This is a genomic window from Amycolatopsis sp. 505, assembly GCF_031625235.1.
GTDB lineage: Bacteria > Actinomycetota > Actinomycetes > Mycobacteriales > Pseudonocardiaceae > Amycolatopsis.
Window position 1 is genome coordinate 14,084 of record NZ_JACKQP010000001.1, and the last position, 18,648, is coordinate 32,731.

An 18,648-nucleotide genomic window follows, 5' to 3' on the forward strand; every position below is an offset into this window, starting at 1 on the left:
TTCAGGCGGCGGTGCCCGGCCCGGTCGCAAAGGTGTCGAGGTCGGGCAGCGGACGGCTGCAGACCTCGTGGGCTTCGGCGGCGCTGAGGCCGAGCATGCGCAACAGGTCCTCGGCCACCTGGTCGGTCGTGGCGGCGTCGTCGCGTTCGGGGCGGCAGTGCAGCAGGTGGCCGAGGCCGAGTGCGGTGCCGGCGACCGTGACCATGGCCAGTTCGGTGTCGGTGACCGTGAAGCGGCCGGCCCGCACGGCGGCCTCGATGTCGCGGCGGGCGCGGGGAGCGAGTCCGCTCTCCGAGGTGGCGAGCTCGAGCCCGTGGTGCAGGAGCACCTTGCTGAGTTCGGGGTGCCGCCGGTGCAGGCGCCCGGTCAGCCGGAAGCTCTGCGCGAAGACCTGCGCCGGGTCGTCCAGGCCGGTGGTCAGCTCGTCCAGCAGGGCGCCGTGGACGTCGAGGGCGTCTTCGACCGCCGCCTGGTAGAGCTGCTCCTTCGTCTCGAAGTGGTTGTAGAACGACCCCATCCCGACGTCCGCGGCCTGGGTGATCTCCAGGATCGGCACTGCGGTCTTCCCCTCGGCGATGAGGGCCTGGGCCGCCCGGATCAGCGCCGCGCGGGTGCGTGCCTTGCGCCGTTCCAGCCGGCTCGGAACGTGCTCCGGCATCCGTGCTCCCGTCTTCGCTGGTCGTGGCCGCATCCTAGCGCATTACGTCATTGCTGAGGAATTCGTCAGAAACTCTTGACTGAGGAGATGCTCGTAACTGACGATGTCGTCATCAACGTCGATGGAGGGAGCAGCCGTGGGAGATCCGCACAGCGGGCTGCACAGCGAGCGCGGCGCGCTCGCGGGTGAGCACCCCGGCCGGGCGGCGAACCCGGTGATCAAGGTGCACGACCTGGCGTGGCTGGAGTTCGAAAAGCCGGACCTGGAGCGGGCGGAGGTGTTCGCCAGGGCTTTCGGGTTCACCACCGTGCTCAGCACCGGCCGCGAGCTGCACTTGCGCGGCACCGACGCCGGCGCGCCGTGCGTGCTCATCCGCAGGGGCGCCCGGTCGAAGTTCCTCGGGCCGGCGTTCCTGGCCGCCACCTCGGGCGACGTTCTGCGGCTGGCCGAAGCCACCGGGCGGCCGGTCGCCCGGCTGCCGGACACGCTGGGCGGCGTCGTCGTGGACCTGCCCGATCCGAGCGGCCTGCGGGTCCGGGTCGTCTCGGACACCCACGAGCTGCCCGCGCTGCCGCCGCAGGAGCCGCACCTGCTCAACTTCGGCCACGAAGCCCGGCGGGTCAATGCCACGCAACGCCCGCCCAGAGCACCCGCGCTGACGCAGCGGCTCGGGCACGTGGTGCTGCAGACGACCCGCTACCGCGCGGTGCTGGACTGGTACCTGGAACACCTGGGCCTGATCGTCAGCGACTTCCTGTACCACCCGGGCCGGCGCGAGCGCGGGCCGGTGATGAGCTTCATCCGGTGCGACCGCGGCGCCACCCCGGCCGACCACCACACCCTCGCCCTGCTGCTCGGCCCGGCCGACCGGTACGTGCACTCGGCGTACCAGGTCACCGACCTCGACGCGCTGGCCGCGGGCGGCGAGTACCTGCGCGAACACGGTTACCACCACTCGTGGGGCATCGGGCGGCACATCGAGGGCAGCCAGTTGTTCGACTACTGGCGTGATCCGGACGGGTTCATGGTCGAGCACTTCAGCGACGGCGACCTGTTCGACAGCACCCTGGAACCCGGCTGGGCCCCGTTGACCGCCTCCGGGCTGGCCCAGTGGGGGCCGCCCGCGACCGCCGACTTCCTCGGCGTCAAGCCCGGCAAGGAATCCCTGCGCGAACTGCGCGCGATGTTCACCGCCCTGCGCGAAGACAACGAATTCGACGCCCGGCGCCTGCTGGGCCTGCTGAAGGTGGCCCGCTCATGAACGAGCTTGCGAGTGAATCATTCAACACAGCGCTTCCGGCTCAGGCGGCACCGAGCGTCAGCGAGGTGTGCGCATGAGTCCGACCGTCCTGCGCACCGCCGACGCCTGGTACCTCGCCACCCCGGACGGCGCGGCGAAGATCCCCACGGCCGCGAAGACCACCGGCGAGCTGCTCGCCGACCGCACGGCGATCGCCGCCGCGGGGCCCGCGACCGACTCCGTCGAGGACCTCGTCCTGGTCTCGCCGGTCACCGCGCCCTGCCGCGTCGTCGCCCAGATGACGAACTTCGCCTCGCACGTCACGGATTCCGGGATGGACCCGAAGACCGTGCCGTTGACGTTCTTCCGCAAGACCTCCGGCTCGATCAGCGGCCCGTTCGACGACGTCGTCAAGCCGTCGCACGTGCGGCTGCTCGACTACGAGGTGGAGATCGGGCTGGTCATCGGCCGCGAGATCCCGGTCGGCACCGACATCCCCTCGCTGAGCGAGTACGTCGCGGGCCTGGTCGTGACCAACGACGTCTCCGCTCGCGACATCCAGCTCCCCAAAACCCAGTTCTACGAAGCCAAGTCCTATCCGACGTTCACCCCGGCCGGGCCCGCTCTCGTGCTGTTGGACGCCGATGAGCTCGAGCGGTTCGGCGACCTGCGGCTGCGGTTGTCGGTCAACGGCTCGGTCCGGCAGGACTCGGTCGTCGGCGAGGACATGATCTACCGCCCGCTCGAAGCGTTGCGGGCGTTGACCCGGTTCCAGCGTCTGGATCCCGGCGACCTGGTGCTGACCGGAACGCCGGCCGGCACCGCGTTGTCCGCGCCGCCGAAGGTCGTGGAAAAGCTCGCCGCGCTCCTGCCCCCGGCGCTGAAGTGGAAGCTGTTCTTCAAGGGACAGGCGAAGAATCCGAAGTACCTGGCCGACGGCGACGTCGTCGAGGCGTCGGTCGCCACCGACGACGGTGCTCTCGACCTGGGCACCCAGCGCACGGTCGTGAGGCACAAGCGATGACCGGCGCTTCCCTGTGGCCGCGCTGTGCCGGGCCCACCGACCTGGCCGCGATCGAGGCCGTCCCGCTCGCCGAACGGGGTCTGCCGGAGTCGACGTACGCCCTGCTGCAGCGGGCCGCCGCGTGGTGGCCGGAGCACCCGGCGACCACCGTGCTGCCCGAGGCCGCGCGGTGGCGCGAGCCCGTCCGCGGCACGTTCGGCGAGCTGCTTTCCGACGTCCACCGCTACGCCAACCTGCTGCACGACCTCGGGATCCGGCGCGGCGATGCGGTCGCGCTGATGTCGCCCAACTGTGCCGACCTGGTCCCGGCGACCCTGGCCGCCCAGCTGGCCGGGATCGCGGCGCCGCTCAACGGCGGCCTGTCCCGCGACCACCTCGCCGAACTGCTCCGCCGGTCCGGCGCCCGCGTGCTGATCACCGCCGGACCCGAACTCGCGCCGGAAACCTGGGACACCGCGCAGGCGCTGGCCGCCGAGCTGGACGTCGTCCTCGTGCTGCGCCCGACCGGCGCGACCGGCGAACCGGCCGCGTTGCCGGCCATCGAGGGTGTGCACGTCGGCTACCTCGCCGGGCTTTCCACCACAATGGACTCCTCCGATTTCGCCGGTGAAGCCCCGGTGGCGTCGGACTTGGCCGCGTTGTTCCACACCGGCGGCACCACCGGAGCGCCGAAACTCGCCGCGCACACGCACGCCAACGAGGTCGCCGACGCGTGGATGATCGCGGCGAACTCGGTGCTCGACCCCGGCGCGGTCGTCTTCGCGGCGCTGCCGCTGTTCCACGTCAACGCGCTCGTCGTCACGCTGCTGGCGCCGCTGTTCAAGGGCCAGCACGCGGTGTGGGCCGGTCCGCTCGGCTACCGCGAACCGGCGTTGTACGGGGAGTTCTGGAAGATCGTCGAGCACCACCGGATCGCCGCGATGAGCGCCGTCCCGACCGTGTACGCGGTGCTCGCGCAGTGCCCGGTCGACGCCGACATCTCGAGCCTGCGCCACGCCATGGTCGGCGCCTCGCCGCTGCCCGCGGCCGTCCGGGAGGGCTTCCAGAGCCACACCGGCGTCACGCTGGTCGAGGGCTACGGGCTGACCGAAGCCACCTGCGCCAGCGCGCGCAGCTTCCCCGACGCCCCGCGCCCCGGCAGCGTGGGGCAGCGCCTGCCCTACCAGCGGATGAAGGTCGTCCACCCGGAAACGGGGGAGGAGCTGCCCCGCGGCGAGACCGGGGTGCTGGCCATCAGCGGCCCCACCGTGTTCCCCGGCTACGTCGTCGGGCGTGCCGAAACCGGGTACGTCCTGGACGGCCTCGGCAAACTCCGCGACGGCTGGCTGAACACCGGCGACCTGGCTCGGCTGGACGCCGACGGGTTCGTGCACCTGGCCGGCCGCGCCAAGGACCTCATCATCCGCGGCGGCCACAACATCGACCCGGCGCTGATCGAGGACGCCTTGCTCGCCCACCCCGAGGTGACCGCGGCCGGCGCGGTCGGCCGTCCGGACGAGCATTCCGGGGAGGTGCCCGTCGCGTACGTGACCCTCGCGCCCGGGGCCACGGCGAGCGAGGCCGAACTGCTCGCCTGGGCCGCCGGCCGGGTACCCGAGCGGGCCGCCGCGCCGAAAGACGTCACCGTCCTCGATGCCCTGCCGGTCACCGACGTCGGCAAGCCCTACAAGCTCGCGTTGCGCGCCGATGCGGCCCGCCGCGCGATCACCGAGGCACTGGCGGCGTTCGACGGAGTGACCGTCGACGCGGTGATCGAGGACGGCACGGTGACCGCCACGATCAGCCTGCCGTCCGATGTGGACGAACCGAAGGTGAGGGCCGCCCTCGGCCGCTACACCGTCCCCACCCGTCTGACCTTCCGAGGAGACTCGTGATCGTCCTGTCCGTCCTCGTGGCAGCCGTCTTCGTCCTGTTCGGGGCGGCCAAGCTGTTCGCGCTCGCACCCATGCGGGAACGCGCCGCACACGCCGGGTTCTCCGTCACGGCCTACCGCGGCATCGGCGTGCTGGAGATCGCCGGAGCTGCCGGGCTCCTGCTCGGCTTGACGGTGCCGGTGCTCGGCGCCCTGGCCGGAGCCGGCCTGCTGCTCCTGCTCGCCGGCGCCGTCGTCACGCACGTGCGCAACCACGACCGAGGCCGCGACCTCGTCCCGGCGCTGGTCTGCGCGGTGCTCGTCGCCGGCTACCTCGTGGCCCTCGGGGTGTCGCCGTGAAGGTCCCCGTCGTCATCGTCGGCGCGGGCCCGACCGGGCTGACCGCCGCGGCGCTGCTCGGCCGGTACGGCGTCGAGTGCCTGGTGCTGGAGCGCTGGGAGTCGGTCTACCCGCAGCCCCGCGCGGTGCACCTGGACGACGAGGTGCACCGCATCCTCGGGCGGCTCGGGCTGGCCGGGGCGTTCGCCGCCATCTCCCGGCCGTGCCACGGGCTGCGGCTGCTCGATCCGGACCTGCGGGTGCTGGCCGAGTTCCGCCGTTCGCCCGGCGGTGGCCGGCACGGCTACCCCGAGGCGAACATGTTCGACCAACCCGACCTGGAGCACCTGCTCTGCACCCACCTGGAGACGCTCGGCGCCGTCACCGTGCGCGGCAATACCGAGGTCACCGGTATCCGGCAGGACGGAACCGGCGTGCGGGTCGAGACCGCCGAGCGCGGCACCGGCACGCGCGAGACGATCCACGCGGATTACGTCCTGGGCTGCGACGGCGCCAACAGCCTCGCCCGGACGGCGATCGGCGCGACGATGGCCGACCTGAAGTTCGACCAGCGCTGGCTGGTGGCCGACATCGCCACCACCGCCGATCTCGGCGCATGGGAAGGCGTGCACCAGGTCTGCGACCCCGGCCGCGCCGCGACCTACATGCGCATCGGGAAAACCCGCTACCGCTGGGAATTCCGGCTGCTGCCGGGGGAGACCGCCGGCGACTTCGACGACCTCGGCCGGCTGCACCCGCTGATCGCGCCGTGGACCAGAGAAATCCCGGCCGACGAGCTGGAGATCGTCCGCGTCGCCGAGTACACCTTCCGCGCGCAGCTCGCGAACCGGTGGCGCGACCGCCGGGTGTTCCTGCTCGGCGACGCCGCCCACCTCACCCCGCCGTTCATCGGCCAGGGCATGGGCGCCGGGCTGCGCGACGCCGTCAACCTGGCCTGGAAACTCGCCGGCGTCCTCGACGGCACCCTGCCCGCGTCCGCGCTCGGCACCTACGAGGTGGAACGCAAGCCGCACGCCCGCGCGATGATCCGGCGCGCGGTGCTGGTCGGCAAGGCCATGACCGAAGGCGGCCGCATCGGCAACCTCATCCGCCGGGTGGTCGCGCCGCGCCTAAACGGCCGGGTCCTCGACAGCGCGACGCCCGCCCTGCACCGGTCGGACCTCGTCGTGCGGCCGCGGCTGGGGCGGACGGCCGCGGGACGGCTGTGCCCCAACGCCCTCCTCGACGACGGAACCCGTTTCGACGACGTCGTCGACGGCCGCTTCGCCGTCGTCACCACGAACACGCCGTCGGAGACCGAGCGAGCCGCCATCCGGGAGTCCGGCGCGGTCCTCGTCCCCACCCGGCGTTCCGGCGAGCTGCACCGCTGGCTGCGGACCGGCGCGGCCGTCGTCCGTCCGGACGGCACGGTGCTGAGCGCCGGCGACAGCCTCTCCCGGTGCCGGTACCCCCGATAAGGAGCGACGATGCCCCGACGCCACGAAGTGCCGGTGTACCGGCCGGACATCTATTCCCCGCAAGCGATCCTCGACCCGTACCCGCACTACGCGGACCTGCGCGAACTCGGTCCGGTGGTGTGGCTGCCCAAGCACAAGGTGTACGCACTGCCCCGCTACGCCGAATGCAAGGCCGTGCTGCTGGACGACAAGACCTTCGTCTCCGGCGACGGCGTGGCCCTGAATGCCGTCGCCAACCGGCTTTCCCGCGGCACGACGCTCAACAGCGACGGCGAAGACCACGCCCGCCGCCGAGCCCTGGTCGCCCACCGGCTCACGCCCCGGGCCCTGCGCGCGATGACGGACGTCGTGGAACGCCAAGCGGCCGAGATCGTCGACGCCGCAGTCGCCCAGCGCACCGTCGACGGCGTCGAAGTCGCGGCGGCACTGCCCGCGGCGGTGGTCCCCGACCTCGTCGGCTGGCCGGTGGAGGGGCGGGAGAACCTGCTGCGGTGGGGCGCGGCCACCTTCGACATCCTCGGTCCCTTGAACGGCCAGGCGGTGCAGGCGGTACCGGCCGGCCTGGGCATGACGCGGTTCGCGCACACCGTCGCGAAGCGGCGGAAGGTGCTGCCCGGCAGCATGGGCGACGACCTGCTGCGCGCGGCCGACGCCGGCGAACTCGCCCACGCCGAGTGCCCGGCGCTGATGATCGACTACCTCGCGCCGTCCCTGGACACCACCCTCAGCGCGATCGCGAGCGCCCTGCACCTGTTCGCCACCCACCCCGGCCAGTGGCGGCTCCTCAAGGACGACCCGGGCCGGATCCCCAACGCGGTCAACGAGGTCGTCCGGTTCGAATCCCCGCTGCGCGCCTTCAGCCGCAAGGTCGCGCGCGACACCGAGGTGGCCGGCACGGCCCTGCCCGCGGGCTCCCGGGTCCTCGTCCTCTACGCGTCGGCCAACCGCGACGAGCTGGAGTGGGACGACCCCGGCACGTTCGACATCCGCCGTGACGCGGCCCGCCAGCTCGGCTTCGGCCGCGGCACGCACGGCTGCGCCGGACAGGGCCTCGCCCGCCTGGAAACCCAGGCAATGCTGCGCGCGCTGGTGGCCCGCGTCGACAAGATCGAGCCGGCCGGCCCACCCGAGTGGGCGCGCAACAACATCATCCACCGCCTCGGGCGGCTCCCGCTCGAACTCATCCCGGCCTGAAAGGAAGGAAACCCGGTGAAGATCTCCGTCGACCACGCTCGCTGCGAAGGTCACGGCCTGTGCACCGAACAGGCGCCCGCGATCTTCGATTTCGACGACGAGGCCGAACTCGTCCACCACTTCGAAGGCACCGACATCCCGCCGGAGCAGCTCGCCGCCGCCCGGGCGGCCGTTACGTCGTGCCCGGTCGCCGCGCTGCGGGAACTTCCGTGAGACCGCCGTGGCGGGAGAGTTCCGGGAATTGGGTCACGCGAGTCCGATCACCGTGATCGGCGCGGAAGAGTAGGGGTGCCCTCGGCAGGATTCGAACCTGCGACACCTGCCTCCGGAGGGCAGTGCTCTATCCCCTGAGCTACGAGGGCCCATCGCTGGGCGACTCCGAAAGCTTAGCGCATGCCCCGCCACCTTCCTCCCGCAGGTGGTCCGACTGACAAACGCGCAGGTCAGCGCCAACAAGTTGATCCATTCGACCGGACGTCGCTAGCGTGGGAGGCCCACCTGAAGGAGCCGAGATGGCCGAGCCGTTCCAGGTAGCTCTCGATGAGGGCGATGTCGCCGATCTGCGGGAGCGGCTGAGGCGGACCCGGTGGCCCGAGCCCGAGACCGTCGATGACTGGTCGCAGGGGGTTCCGCTCGCCTACGTGCGCGAGCTCTGCCGTGACTGGGGCGAAGAATACGACTTCGGGTTCGCCCGGCGGCTCAACGCCTTTCCGCAGTTCCGGGCCACCGTCGACGGTGTCGGCCTGCACTTCCTGCACGTCCGGTCACCCGAGGCCGATGCGCTGCCGCTCGTGCTGACCCACGGGTGGCCTGGGTCCGTTCTCGAATTCCTCGACGTCCTCGGGCCGCTCACCGATCCCGCCAAGCACGGGGGTGATCCCGCCGATGCCTTCCACGTCGTCGCGCCGTCGCTGCCCGGGTTCGGGTGGAGCGACAAGCCCGCGCTGAAGATCCCGCGGGTTGCCGAGCTGTGGGACGCGCTCATGCAGGAACTCGGCTACGACCGCTACGGCGCCCAGGGCGGCGACTGGGGTGCCGCCATCACGAACGCGCTCGCGCGGTCCGGTCACGTGGCCGGCGTGCACGTCAACTTCGCGCCCGTGCGGATGGACATCGACGATCCGACGCCCGCGGAGCGCCGGGCGCTGGCCGATCTGCAGGAGTTCCGGCGGAACGGCAGCGGCTACTCCGCCCAGCAGGGCACCCGGCCGCAGACGCTCGGCTACGGCCTCACCGACTCGCCCGCCGGCCAGGCCGCCTGGATCGTCGAGAAGTTCTGGGCCTGGACCGACCACAAGGGCCACCCGGAGGACGCCGTCGACCGGCAGCGCATCCTGGACGACATCTCCGTCTACTGGTTCACCGCGACCGCGGCCTCCTCGGCCCGGATGTACTGGGAGAACAACGACCGCGATCTCTCCACTGTGGACGTTCCGGCGGGTGTTTCGGTGTTCCCCAAGGAAATCGTCCGGCCGTCGCGGCGGCAGGCCGAGCAGCGCTACACGGATCTGCGGTGGTTCGAGGAACTGCCTGTCGGCGGGCACTTCGCCGCGATGGAGCAGCCCGGCCTGTTCGTCGACCAGGTCCGCGGCTTCTTCCGGCTGGTGCGTTAGGCGAGCGGGTCGCTCACCCGGATGGTCGACGCCGAAGCGTGACGAGTCCGCCTGGCGGGAAACCCCGGCTGGTGGATTGGGCGGCTCCGCCGCGCGGGGTAGCTTGCGGATGGGTGAACTTAGGCTGCCCTCTGTTGCATATATGCGCATCCGACTATATGTTTGGCTCGAAGGCAAACCGGGAACGGAGGCGGAATGGGTCAGGGACACGGCCACGGGCACGCGGTCGCGCCGGCGAGCGCGTCGGGACGCCACGTGCGGGGGCTGGCCATCGCCCTGGGCATCGGTGCCGGGTTCATGGTGCTCGAGTTCGCCGTCAGCCTGGTGACCGGCTCGCTGGCCCTGATGTCGGACGCCGCCCACATGTTCACCGACGTCCTCGGCGTGGCGATGGCCCTGGCCGCGATCATGCTGGCGCGGCGCAGCGGCCCGACGGTCGGCCGCACGTTCGGCCTCTACCGCGCGGAGGTGCTGGCCGCGCTGGCCAACGCGCTGCTGCTGTTCGGCGTCGCGGGCTACGTCCTGATCGAGGCGATCGGCCGCATCGGCGACCCGCCGGCGGTCCCGGGCCTCCCGGTCCTGCTGGCCGCGGCGGCCGGCCTGGTGGCCAACCTGGTGTCGTTCGCGGTGCTGCGCGCGGGCGCGAAGGAGAGCATCAACGTCCGCGGCGCGTACCTCGAGGTCCTGGCCGACCTGATCGGCTCGGTCGGCGTCCTGGTCAGCGGCGCGGTGACGCTGCTGACGGGCTGGCGCTACGCCGACCCGATCATCGGTGTCGCGATCGGGCTGTGGGTGCTGCCGCGCACGTGGACGCTGGCCCGCCGCGCGCTGCGCATCCTGTTCCAGCACGCCCCGCAGGGCGTGGACGTCGGGGCGATCAACGCGGAACTGTCGGCACTGCCCGGGGTGGCGGACGTGCACGACCTCCACGTGTGGACGCTGACGTCGGGCATGGAGGTGGCTTCGGCGCACCTGACGCTGGCGCCCCCGGCGAAGCAGTCGGACGTGCTGACGGAAGCGCAGGACCTGCTGTCTTCGCGGTACGCGATCGAGCACGCGACCCTGCAGGTGGAGGCGCCGTCGTGTGCGCGCCGCTGCCAGGAGCTGTCCTGGTAGAACGCCCCGGTCAAGCGGGCAGCGGCTGGGCTCCCCGGCCCGAGAGCATCAGCTTCATCTGGTCCATTTCCGCGCCCTGCGACGTCAGGATGCTGTTCACCAGCGCCTTCAACGCCGGCAGCGTCGAATGCGCGGCCGCGTACTGGGCCATCGACGTCCCGCCCTGGTGGTGACGCAACATCAGCTGCAGGAAGAAGACGTCGAACGCGCGGCCCGACAGCGACCGCAGCTTGGAAAGCTCCTGGTCCGTCGCCATGCCCGGCATCAGCGGACCGCCCGCCGGGTTGATCGAAGACGGGGCCATCGACATGCCGTCGTGACCCGACATCGGTTCCGTCATCCACTGCATCGGGGCGCCGATCGGCTGCTCGGGCTGGTCCCACAGCATGAGCCAGCCCTTCATCCGGCCGACCTGCTCGAGCTGCGTGCGCTCGATGTCGAACGACAGCTGCTTGATCTCCGGGTCGGTCGTGCGGTCGCGGGCGATGCCCGCCATCGTCACCGCCTGGAGGTGGTGCGTCGACATGTCCTGGGCGAAGCCGACCTCGACCGAGCCGGCGGCCGGCACCGCGGCCGCCGGCTCGTCGTCGATGGCGCGGGTCAGGAACATCCCGGCCGTCGCGCCGATCAGCAGGACCGCCAGCAGCGTCCCGCCGATGATCACCCACCGTGACCAGGTCGGCTGTTCGGTGTCGAGGTCGGCTTCGGACATCACTTGGTCGGTGTCGGGGAAGCGGGGGCGGACGCGGGAGCGGAGGAGGCCGGCATGCCGTTCTCACCCTGGGCGGCGGTGCTGCCCTTGTAGTCCATCGGCTTCGCGTCGGGGCCCGGCTTCGACGCGTCGAACGGCGGCGGGTTGTCCGGGTCGAACTGGCCCGGGACCGCGTCGCAGGACGCGCCCACCTCGGGGTACACGCCGTTCGGGTTGCTGCGCAGCGCCGCGATGAACTCGTCGATCCGCGGGTCGTTGGCGTCGTCCAGCTTCAGCTGGTGGCCCCACGACTGCAGCGAGATCGGCTTGTCCAGGCCCGGGTACGGCGACATCATCGTGTACGGCTTGCCCTTGGCGCGGACGCTCAGCAGGTTGAGCGCGTCACCCGAGATCTGCTGCGGGTTGTAGGCGATCCAGACGGCACCGTGCTCCAGCGCGTGCACCATGTTCTCGGTGCGGACGGCGGTCGGGTACACGGTGCCGGTGCAGGTGGCCCAGGTCTGGTCGTGCGGGCCGCCGAACGGGGGGGTCTTGTCGTAGGCGACGCGCTCGGTCGGGAGCACGTGGACGCTGCCCGTGTAGGTCGCGGTCACCACGCCGGGGATGCGCTTCGAGGGGTCGGGGTCCTGCGCGCTCGGCGCGAACGACGCGGCGGCGGCCTCGCGGTCGGCCTGCTCACGCTTCGGCGCGGACTGCACCATGTAGTAGATGATCACCGAGGCGGCCAGCGCCACGACGGCGACGACGGCGACGATCGTGCCCCAGGGCGTCCCCTTCTTGCTCACCACGGAACCGCGGGCCGCCTTCACCGCCGACCCCTTTTTCCGAGTTGTCCCGTTCGCCATGGCTTCCGCGTTCTCCCTCTGGTGGCTGCGGACGGATTCCCGCCCGGGCCAGTGTAGAGACCACGCGTCTGATCACCGTTAACGCCTCACACACCCACGGATCGTGATGTGGCCGAGACCGATGAAAGCCCCCGACCAGGGCACACCTAGAATTCGGCAAGTGACTCCCGCCGCTCTCGCCGACCTGGTCCGCAGCTCCGCCGTGCAGGTGCTCGCCGCACGCGGCATCGACGACACCGTGCTGCCGGAGCAGGTGACCATCGAACGCCCGCGCAACCCCGAACACGGCGATTACGCGACGAACCTCGCCCTCCAGGTGGCCAAGAAGGCCGGCCTCAAGCCGCGCGACTTCGCCGAAGCGCTCGCCGAGGCGGTCTCGGCGGACGACGGCGTCGCCTCGGCCGAGGTCGCCGGCCCCGGCTTCCTCAACTTCCGGCTCGCCGCCGCCGCGCAGGGCGACATCGTGCGCCAGGTGCTCGACGCCGGCGCCGCGTACGGCCGCGGCGACGCGCTGGCCGGCACGAAGATCAACCTCGAGTTCGTCTCCGCGAACCCGACCGGCCCGATCCACCTCGGCGGCACCCGCTGGGCCGCGGTCGGCGACGCGCTGGGCCGCGTGCTGGCCGCGCAGGGCGGCGACGTCACCCGCGAGTACTACTTCAACGACGCCGGCGCCCAGATCGACCGGTTCGTCCGGTCGCTGATCGCCGCCGCGAAGGGCGAGCCCGCGCCGGAGGACGGCTACGCGGGCGGCTACATCAACGACATCGCCGCCGAGGTCATCAAGGCCGAGCCGAGCGCGCTGTCGCTGCCGGAGGAGCAGCGCCACGAGACGTTCCGCCGGATCGGCATCGAGCTCATGTTCGGCGAGATCAAGTCCAGCCTGCACGAGTTCGGCACCGACTTCGACGTCTACTTCCACGAGGACTCGCTGCACAAGTCCGGCGCGGTCGACGCCGCCGTCCAGGAGCTCAAGGACTCCGGGAACCTCTACTTCGAAGACGGCGCCTGGTGGCTGAAGTCCAAGGAGTACGGCGACGACAAGGACCGCGTCGTCATCAAGCAGGACGGCAACCCGGCCTACATCGCCGGCGACCTGGCCTACTTCAAGGACAAGCGCAACCGCGGCTTCGACCTGTGCATCTACATGCTCGGCGCGGACCACCACGGCTACATCGCCCGCCTCAAGGCCGCGGCCGCCGCGTTCGGCGACGACCCGGCGACGGTCGAGGTGCTGATCGGCCAGATGGTCAACCTGGTCAGCGACGGCAAGCCGGTCCGGATGTCCAAGCGCGCCGGCACCGTGATCACCATGGAGGACCTCGTCGAGGCCGTCGGCGTCGACCCGGCCCGCTACGAGCTGATCCGCTACTCGGTGGACTCCACTTTGGACGTCGACCTGGACCTGCTGCGCAAGCACTCCAACGACAACCCGGTCTACTACGTCCAGTACGCCCACGCGCGGCTGGCGTCCCTGCAGCGCAACGCGGCCGACCTCGGCATCAAGTCCACTTCGGACGTCGACTTCGGACTCCTGACGCTGCCCGCCGAGGGCGACCTGATCCGCACCATCGGCGAATTCCCGGAAACCGTGCGCCGCGCCGCCGAAATGCGGGAGCCGCACCGGATCGCGCGCTACCTCGAAGAACTCGCGGGCGCCTACCACAAGTTCTACACCGTGGGCCGCGTGCTGCCCATGGGCGACGAAGAGGCGACCCCTCTGACGTTCGCCCGGCTCGCGCTGTGCGAAGCCGCCCGCCAGGTGCTGGCGAACGGCCTCGCCCTCCTCGGTGTCTCCGCTCCGGAACGGATGTAAGAAATGGCGCACCCCGCGGGCCCCAGGCACGCCGACGTCTACCCCCACGCCGACACCTCCGGGCTCCAGCCGTCCGGGGTCGAGGAGCTCGACAAGCTGCCCGCGAAAGTGTGGCCGCGCAACACCTTCCGCGCCGCCGACGGCGTCGTCCGGATCGCCGGCGTCGACGTCCGCGAGCTCGCCGAGCAGCACGGCACGCCGCTGTTCGTCGTCGACGAAGCCGACTTCAAGTCCCGGTGCGCGGACTACGCCGAGGCCTTCGACGACCCGTCGCTGGTGCACTACGCGTCCAAGGCGTTCCTCTCCATCGAGATCGCCCGCTGGGTGGCCGAGCAGGGGCTGAGCCTGGACGTCTGCAGCGGCGGCGAGCTCGCCGTGGCGCAGCGCGCGGACTTCCCGGCCGAGCGGATCACCTTCCACGGCAACAACAAGTCGCCCGCCGAGCTCGAGGCCGCGGTCGTCGCCGGGGTCGGCACGGTCGTGCTCGACTCCTACTTCGAGATCGCCCGGCTGGCCGACATCGCCGCGCGCCACGACGTCGTGCAGCCGGTGCTGATCCGGGTCACCGTCGGCGTCGAGGCGCACACCCACGAGTTCATCGCGACCGCCCACGAGGACCAGAAGTTCGGGTTCTCCCTGGCCAGCGGGGACGCCGCCGAGGCGGTCCGCCGGGTGCTCAACGCGCGGTCGCTCAAGCTCGTCGGCCTGCACAGCCACATCGGTTCGCAGATCTTCGACGCCGACGGCTTCGAGGTCGCCGCCCGCCGCGTCGTCGGGCTGCTCGCCGACCTGGCCAAGGAGCACGGCCCCGAGCTGCTCGACCAGCTGAGCCTGGTCGACCTCGGCGGTGGCTTCGGCATCGCCTACACCGAGAAGGACAACCCGCCGCCACCCGCGCAGATGATCACGCAGATCCGCGAGATCGTCCGTAAGGAGTGCGCGTACGCGGGCCTGCCGGTGCCGCGGATCGCCGGCGAGCCGGGCCGCGCGATCGCCGGTCCCGGCACGATCACTCTCTACGAGGTCGGCACCATCAAGGACGTCTCGCTCGGCGACGAGTCGGCGCGGCGGTACGTCAGCGTCGACGGCGGGATGAGCGACAACATCCGGACCGCGCTCTACGACGCCGTGTACGACGTCCGGGTCGTTTCCCGCTCCGCGGGCGACAACGAGCAGCCGGTGCAGGCCGTGCTGTCCCGGGTCGTGGGAAAACACTGTGAATCCGGCGACATCGTCGTACGAGACTGCTGGCTGCCCGACACGCTGGCTCCCGGCGACCTGCTGGCGGTCGCGGCGACCGGCGCGTACTGCTACTCGATGGCGAGCACGTACAACCGGATGCCCCGCCCGGCCGTGGTCGCCGTGCGCAACGGCAGCTCCCGGCTGCTGCTGCGGCGGGAGACGACCGACGACATGCTGCGCCTGGAGGTCTGAAACACCGTGTCTGCCCCGGAACGACGTCCGATCAGGGTCGCGCTGCTCGGCTGCGGGACCGTCGGCGGCGAGGTCGCCCGGCTGCTCACCGAGCAGGCCGGCGAACTGGCCGCCCGCGCCGGCGCGCCGGTCGAGCTGGCCGGCATCGCCGTCCGCCGCCCGGACAAGCACCCCGAGCTGCCGCCGGAGCTGCTGACCGCCGACGTCGAGCAGCTCGTCACCAGCGAAGACGTCGACGTCGTCGTCGAGCTCGTCGGCGGCATCGAGCCGGTCCGCGGCTGGCTGCTCGCCGCGCTGAAGGCGGGCAAGTCCGTCGTCACGGCGAACAAGGCGCTGCTGGCCGAGCACTCCGCCGACCTGTTCGAGGCAGCCGATGCCGCGGGCGCCGACCTGTACTTCGAGGCCGCGGTGGCCGGCGCGATCCCGCTGCTGCGCCCGCTGCGCGAATCCCTCGCCGGCGACCGGATCACCCGCGTGATGGGGATCGTCAACGGCACCACGAACTACATCCTGTCGGCGATGGACTCGACCGGCGCCGGCTACGCCGAGACGCTCGACGAAGCCAGCCGGCTCGGGTACGCCGAGGCCGACCCGACCGCCGACGTCGACGGCTACGACGCCGCGTCGAAGGCCGCGATCCTGGCGTCCCTCGCCTTCCACACGCGCGTGACGGCGTCGGACGTGCACCGCGAGGGCATCGCCGACGTCACCGCCGCCGACCTCGCCGCGGCCCGGATGCTGGGCCGCACGGTGAAGCTGCTGGCCATCTGCGAGCGGGTCACCGACGACGACGGCGTCGAGTCGGTGTCCGCCCGTGTGCACCCGGTGATGATCCCGCGCAGCCACCAGCTGGCCGGCGTCGGCGGCGCGTTCAACGCCGTCTACGTCGAGGCCGACGCCGCGGGCGAGCTGATGTTCTACGGCCAGGGCGCGGGCGGCGCGCCGACCGCGAGCGCGGTGCTCGGCGACCTCGTCGCGGTGGCCCGCAACCGGGTCGTCGGCGGCCGCGGCCCGCGGGAATCCGCGCACGCGGCCCTGCCGGTGCGGCCGATGGGCCAGACGCCGACCCGGTACCACGTGAGCCTGTCCGTGGCCGACCGCGCCGGTGTGCTCGCCCAGGTGGCGCAGGCGTTCGCCGACCACGGCGTCAGCATCGCGGCGGTGCGGCAGAGCGACGTCGGCGACCGCGCGAGCCTGGTCGTGGTGACGCACCAGGCTCCCGACGCCGCCCTTCAGTCCACTGTGGACGAAATCGGCCGGCTCGACGTCGTCCACGAAGTTGTCAGCGTGATGCGGGTGGAAGGCGAAGACCAGTGATCAGGCACCCCTGGCCCGGGCTCATCGAGGCGTACCGGGACCGCGTCCCGGTCCCGGACGGCGCGCGGGTCGTCACGCTCGGGGAGGGCAACACGCCGCTGCTGCCCGCCCACCACCTGTCCGAGCTGACCGGCTGCGAGGTGTACCTCAAGGTCGAGGGCGCGAACCCGACCGGCTCGTTCAAGGACCGCGGGATGACCGTGGCCATCACGCACGCGCTGGCCAGCGGCCTCAAGGCGGTGATCTGCGCGTCGACCGGCAACACGTCCGCCTCGGCCGCCGCCTACGCCGCCCGCGCCGGGCTGACCTGCGCGGTGCTGGTGCCCCAGGGCAAGATCGCCATGGGCAAGCTCGCCCAGGCCGTCCTGCACGGCGCGCGGATCCTCCAGGTCGACGGCAACTTCGACGACTGCCTCGAACTGGCCCGCAAGACCGCGGCCGACTACCCGGTCACGCTCGTCAACTCGGTCAACCCGGTGCGCATCGCGGGCCAGAAGACCGCCGCGTTCGAGATCTGCGACGTGCTCGGCACCGCGCCGGACATCCACTGCCTGCCGGTCGGCAACGCCGGCAACATCACCGCCTACTGGGCGGGGTACGCCGAGTACGCGGCCGACGGTGTGGTGAAGAACACTCCGCGGATGTTCGGCTTCCAGGCGGCCGGCGCGGCGCCGCTGGTGCACGGCGAGCCGGTGGCGGACCCGGAGACGGTCGCCACCGCCATCCGGATCGGCAGCCCGGCGTCCTGGACCGCCGCGGTGAAGGCGAAGGACGAGTCCGACGGGCTCTTCGAAGCCGTCACCGACGAGAAGATCCTCGAGGCCTACCGGCTGCTGGCCGGCCGCGAAGGCGTCTTCGTCGAGCCGGCGTCGGCCACCAGCGTGGCGGGCCTGCTGGCCACGGCCGCCGACGGCCGGCTGCCGCGCGGTTCGCGGGTCGTCTGCACGGTCACCGGGCACGGCCTGAAGGACCCCCAGACGGCGCTGGCGGGCAACGTCGAGGTCGAGCCGCTGGCCGTGGACCCCTCGGCGGTCGCGGCGGCGCTGGACCTGCGGTGAACGCCTTCCGGGTCACCGTCCCGGCGTCCACGGCGAACCTCGGGCCGGGCTTCGACGCCTTCGGGATGGCGCTGAGCCTCTACGACGTCGTCGAAGTGCGGGTCACCGACACCGGGCTCAAGGTCGAGGTGATCGACGCGGGTGCCGGCGGCGTCGCGGACGTCCCCACCGACGAGACCCACCTGGTGGTGCGGGCGATCCACGCGACCTGCGAGCACCTCGGCGTCGAGCTGCCCGGTCTGCACCTGCGCTGCCACAACGCGATCCCGCACGCGCGCGGCCTCGGCTCGTCCGCGGCGGCGGTCGTCTCCGGCGTCGCCGCCGGGTACGCGCTCGCCGGCCGGGAAATCGACGCGTTCGACGCGCTGCAGCTGGCCGCGGGCTTCGAAGGCCACGCCGACAACGCCGCCGCGAGCCTGCTCGGCGGCCTGGTCCTGGCCTGGTGCGACGGCGGCCGCTTCCACGCCGAACGGCTCACCCCGCACCCGTCGATCCGGCCGGTCGTCGCCGTGCCGTCGGTGCGCTCGGCCACCGCGACCACGCGCGGCCTGCTGCCGTCGACCGTGCCGCACGCCGACGCGGCGCACAACGCGGGCCGCGCCGCGCTCGCCGTCCACGCGCTGACGGCGAAGCCGGAGCTGCTGCTCACGGCCACCGAGGACCGGCTGCACCAGGATTACCGCGCCCCCGCCTACCCGGCGAGCACGCAGCTGGTGGCGACGCTCCGTGCACGGGGAGTGGCCGCCGCCGTCTCCGGCGCCGGTCCGACGGTGCTCGCGCTGACCACCGCGGGAATACTTCCGCCGGAGGTGGGCGTTACCAGTTTCGACGTCCTCGAGCTGCCCGTGGATCTCACGGGCGTGCAGGTTGCGGCTCAGTAAAGGCTGGGTCACGTGGCCGACGAGGCAGCCGCCACGCGGGGGGTGGTTGTTGCACCCGGCACCGCCGCGGT

General features: G+C 71.9%; 17 protein-coding genes and 1 tRNA gene. 14 read left to right on the forward strand and 4 right to left on the reverse strand.

Going from position 1 to position 18,648, the window contains the following annotated elements; translation table 11 throughout:
• Window position 1 precedes the first annotated feature (1 nt).
• Window positions 2-658: a TetR/AcrR family transcriptional regulator gene (locus H5965_RS00090; RefSeq protein WP_310967011.1), complete on the reverse strand. Its 657-nt coding sequence runs from the start codon at window positions 656-658 to the stop codon at window positions 2-4.
• Window positions 659-794: 136 nt separating this feature from the next.
• On the opposite strand from H5965_RS00090, the gene H5965_RS00095 reads away from it, so the two are divergent.
• The 7 genes from H5965_RS00095 (at window position 795) to H5965_RS00125 (ending at window position 7,998) form a co-directional block, all read left to right on the forward strand.
• Entirely contained in the window at window positions 795-1,919 is a 1,125-nt protein-coding gene (locus H5965_RS00095; protein ID WP_310967012.1) for a VOC family protein, read from the forward strand.
• Between the two features lie 73 nt (window positions 1,920-1,992).
• On the forward strand, window positions 1,993-2,922 hold the full coding sequence (locus H5965_RS00100) for a fumarylacetoacetate hydrolase family protein (RefSeq protein ID WP_310967013.1): 930 nt from the start codon (window positions 1,993-1,995) through the stop codon (window positions 2,920-2,922).
• A complete protein-coding gene (locus tag H5965_RS00105) occupies window positions 2,919-4,796 on the forward strand; it encodes an acyl-CoA synthetase (protein WP_310967014.1) in 1,878 nt (625 codons plus the stop codon). Before H5965_RS00100 ends, H5965_RS00105 begins: the two co-directional genes overlap by 4 nt.
• On the forward strand, window positions 4,793-5,134 hold the full coding sequence (locus H5965_RS00110) for a DoxX family protein (RefSeq protein WP_310967015.1): 342 nt from the start codon (window positions 4,793-4,795) through the stop codon (window positions 5,132-5,134). Before H5965_RS00105 ends, H5965_RS00110 begins: the two co-directional genes overlap by 4 nt.
• The gene (locus H5965_RS00115) at window positions 5,131-6,591 is read left to right on the forward strand and encodes a bifunctional 3-(3-hydroxy-phenyl)propionate/3-hydroxycinnamic acid hydroxylase (RefSeq protein ID WP_310967016.1); all 1,461 of its coding nucleotides are present in this window, start codon (window positions 5,131-5,133) and stop codon (window positions 6,589-6,591) included. Before H5965_RS00110 ends, H5965_RS00115 begins: the two co-directional genes overlap by 4 nt.
• A 9-nt stretch (window positions 6,592-6,600) precedes the next feature.
• Window positions 6,601-7,785, forward strand: a complete 1,185-nt coding sequence (locus H5965_RS00120) for a cytochrome P450 (RefSeq protein WP_310967017.1) — start codon at window positions 6,601-6,603, stop codon at window positions 7,783-7,785.
• A 15-nt stretch (window positions 7,786-7,800) separates the two neighbouring features.
• Window positions 7,801-7,998, forward strand: a complete 198-nt coding sequence (locus H5965_RS00125; RefSeq protein WP_310967018.1) for a ferredoxin — start codon at window positions 7,801-7,803, stop codon at window positions 7,996-7,998.
• A 76-nt stretch (window positions 7,999-8,074) separates the two neighbouring features.
• Here the strand turns inward: H5965_RS00125 and H5965_RS00130 are convergent.
• Window positions 8,075-8,147: transfer RNA gene (locus H5965_RS00130), tRNA-Arg, on the reverse strand.
• A gap of 150 nt (window positions 8,148-8,297) precedes the next feature.
• Here H5965_RS00130 and H5965_RS00135 point away from each other — a divergent pair.
• Entirely contained in the window at window positions 8,298-9,398 is a 1,101-nt protein-coding gene (locus tag H5965_RS00135) for an epoxide hydrolase (RefSeq protein ID WP_310967019.1), read from the forward strand.
• 195 nt (window positions 9,399-9,593) lie between these two features.
• Window positions 9,594-10,514 (forward strand): cation diffusion facilitator family transporter, encoded by a 921-nt coding sequence (locus H5965_RS00140; RefSeq protein WP_310967020.1) that lies wholly within the window; start codon window positions 9,594-9,596, stop codon window positions 10,512-10,514.
• Window positions 10,515-10,524: 10 nt separating this feature from the next.
• Here the strand turns inward: H5965_RS00140 and H5965_RS00145 are convergent, their stop codons facing one another.
• Window positions 10,525-11,226, reverse strand: a complete 702-nt coding sequence (locus H5965_RS00145; RefSeq protein ID WP_310967021.1) for a DUF305 domain-containing protein — start codon at window positions 11,224-11,226, stop codon at window positions 10,525-10,527.
• Window positions 11,226-12,035: a DUF3105 domain-containing protein gene (locus tag H5965_RS00150; RefSeq protein ID WP_310967022.1), complete on the reverse strand. Its 810-nt coding sequence runs from the start codon at window positions 12,033-12,035 to the stop codon at window positions 11,226-11,228. Before H5965_RS00150 ends, H5965_RS00145 begins: the two co-directional genes overlap by 1 nt.
• Window positions 12,036-12,231: 196 nt before the next feature.
• Between H5965_RS00150 and argS the strand changes: the two genes are divergently transcribed.
• Genes argS through thrB form a run of 5 tightly spaced genes read left to right on the forward strand, consistent with a single transcriptional unit; the run spans window position 12,232 to window position 18,577 of the window.
• Window positions 12,232-13,887 (forward strand): arginine--tRNA ligase, encoded by a 1,656-nt coding sequence (gene argS / locus H5965_RS00155; protein ID WP_310967023.1) that lies wholly within the window; start codon window positions 12,232-12,234, stop codon window positions 13,885-13,887.
• A gap of 3 nt (window positions 13,888-13,890) precedes the next feature.
• Entirely contained in the window at window positions 13,891-15,321 is a 1,431-nt protein-coding gene (gene lysA / locus H5965_RS00160; protein ID WP_310967024.1) for a diaminopimelate decarboxylase, read from the forward strand.
• Between the two features lie 6 nt (window positions 15,322-15,327).
• Complete coding sequence (locus H5965_RS00165) at window positions 15,328-16,638, forward strand: homoserine dehydrogenase (protein ID WP_310967025.1); 1,311 nt, start codon at window positions 15,328-15,330, stop codon at window positions 16,636-16,638.
• Window positions 16,635-17,696, forward strand: coding sequence for a threonine synthase (thrC, locus tag H5965_RS00170; RefSeq protein WP_310967026.1), 1,062 nt, complete (start codon window positions 16,635-16,637; stop codon window positions 17,694-17,696). The genes H5965_RS00165 and thrC overlap by 4 nt, the downstream gene beginning before the upstream one ends.
• Window positions 17,693-18,577 (forward strand): homoserine kinase, encoded by an 885-nt coding sequence (gene thrB, locus H5965_RS00175; RefSeq protein WP_310967027.1) that lies wholly within the window; start codon window positions 17,693-17,695, stop codon window positions 18,575-18,577. Before thrC ends, thrB begins: the two co-directional genes overlap by 4 nt.
• Window positions 18,578-18,648 lie beyond the last annotated feature (71 nt).

Coding starts and splice junctions, on each gene's coding strand:
- H5965_RS00145 (WP_310967021.1), bottom strand. CDS start 11,226: ATGTCCGAAGCCGACCTCGACACCGAACAGCCGACCTGGTCACGGTGG.
- H5965_RS00105 (WP_310967014.1), top strand. CDS start 2,919: ATGACCGGCGCTTCCCTGTGGCCGCGCTGTGCCGGGCCCACCGACCTG.
- lysA (WP_310967024.1), top strand. CDS start 13,891: ATGGCGCACCCCGCGGGCCCCAGGCACGCCGACGTCTACCCCCACGCC.
- H5965_RS00100 (WP_310967013.1), top strand. CDS start 1,993: ATGAGTCCGACCGTCCTGCGCACCGCCGACGCCTGGTACCTCGCCACC.
- H5965_RS00140 (WP_310967020.1), top strand. CDS start 9,594: ATGGGTCAGGGACACGGCCACGGGCACGCGGTCGCGCCGGCGAGCGCG.
- H5965_RS00120 (WP_310967017.1), top strand. CDS start 6,601: ATGCCCCGACGCCACGAAGTGCCGGTGTACCGGCCGGACATCTATTCC.
- H5965_RS00090 (WP_310967011.1), bottom strand. CDS start 658: ATGCCGGAGCACGTTCCGAGCCGGCTGGAACGGCGCAAGGCACGCACC.
- H5965_RS00135 (WP_310967019.1), top strand. CDS start 8,298: ATGGCCGAGCCGTTCCAGGTAGCTCTCGATGAGGGCGATGTCGCCGAT.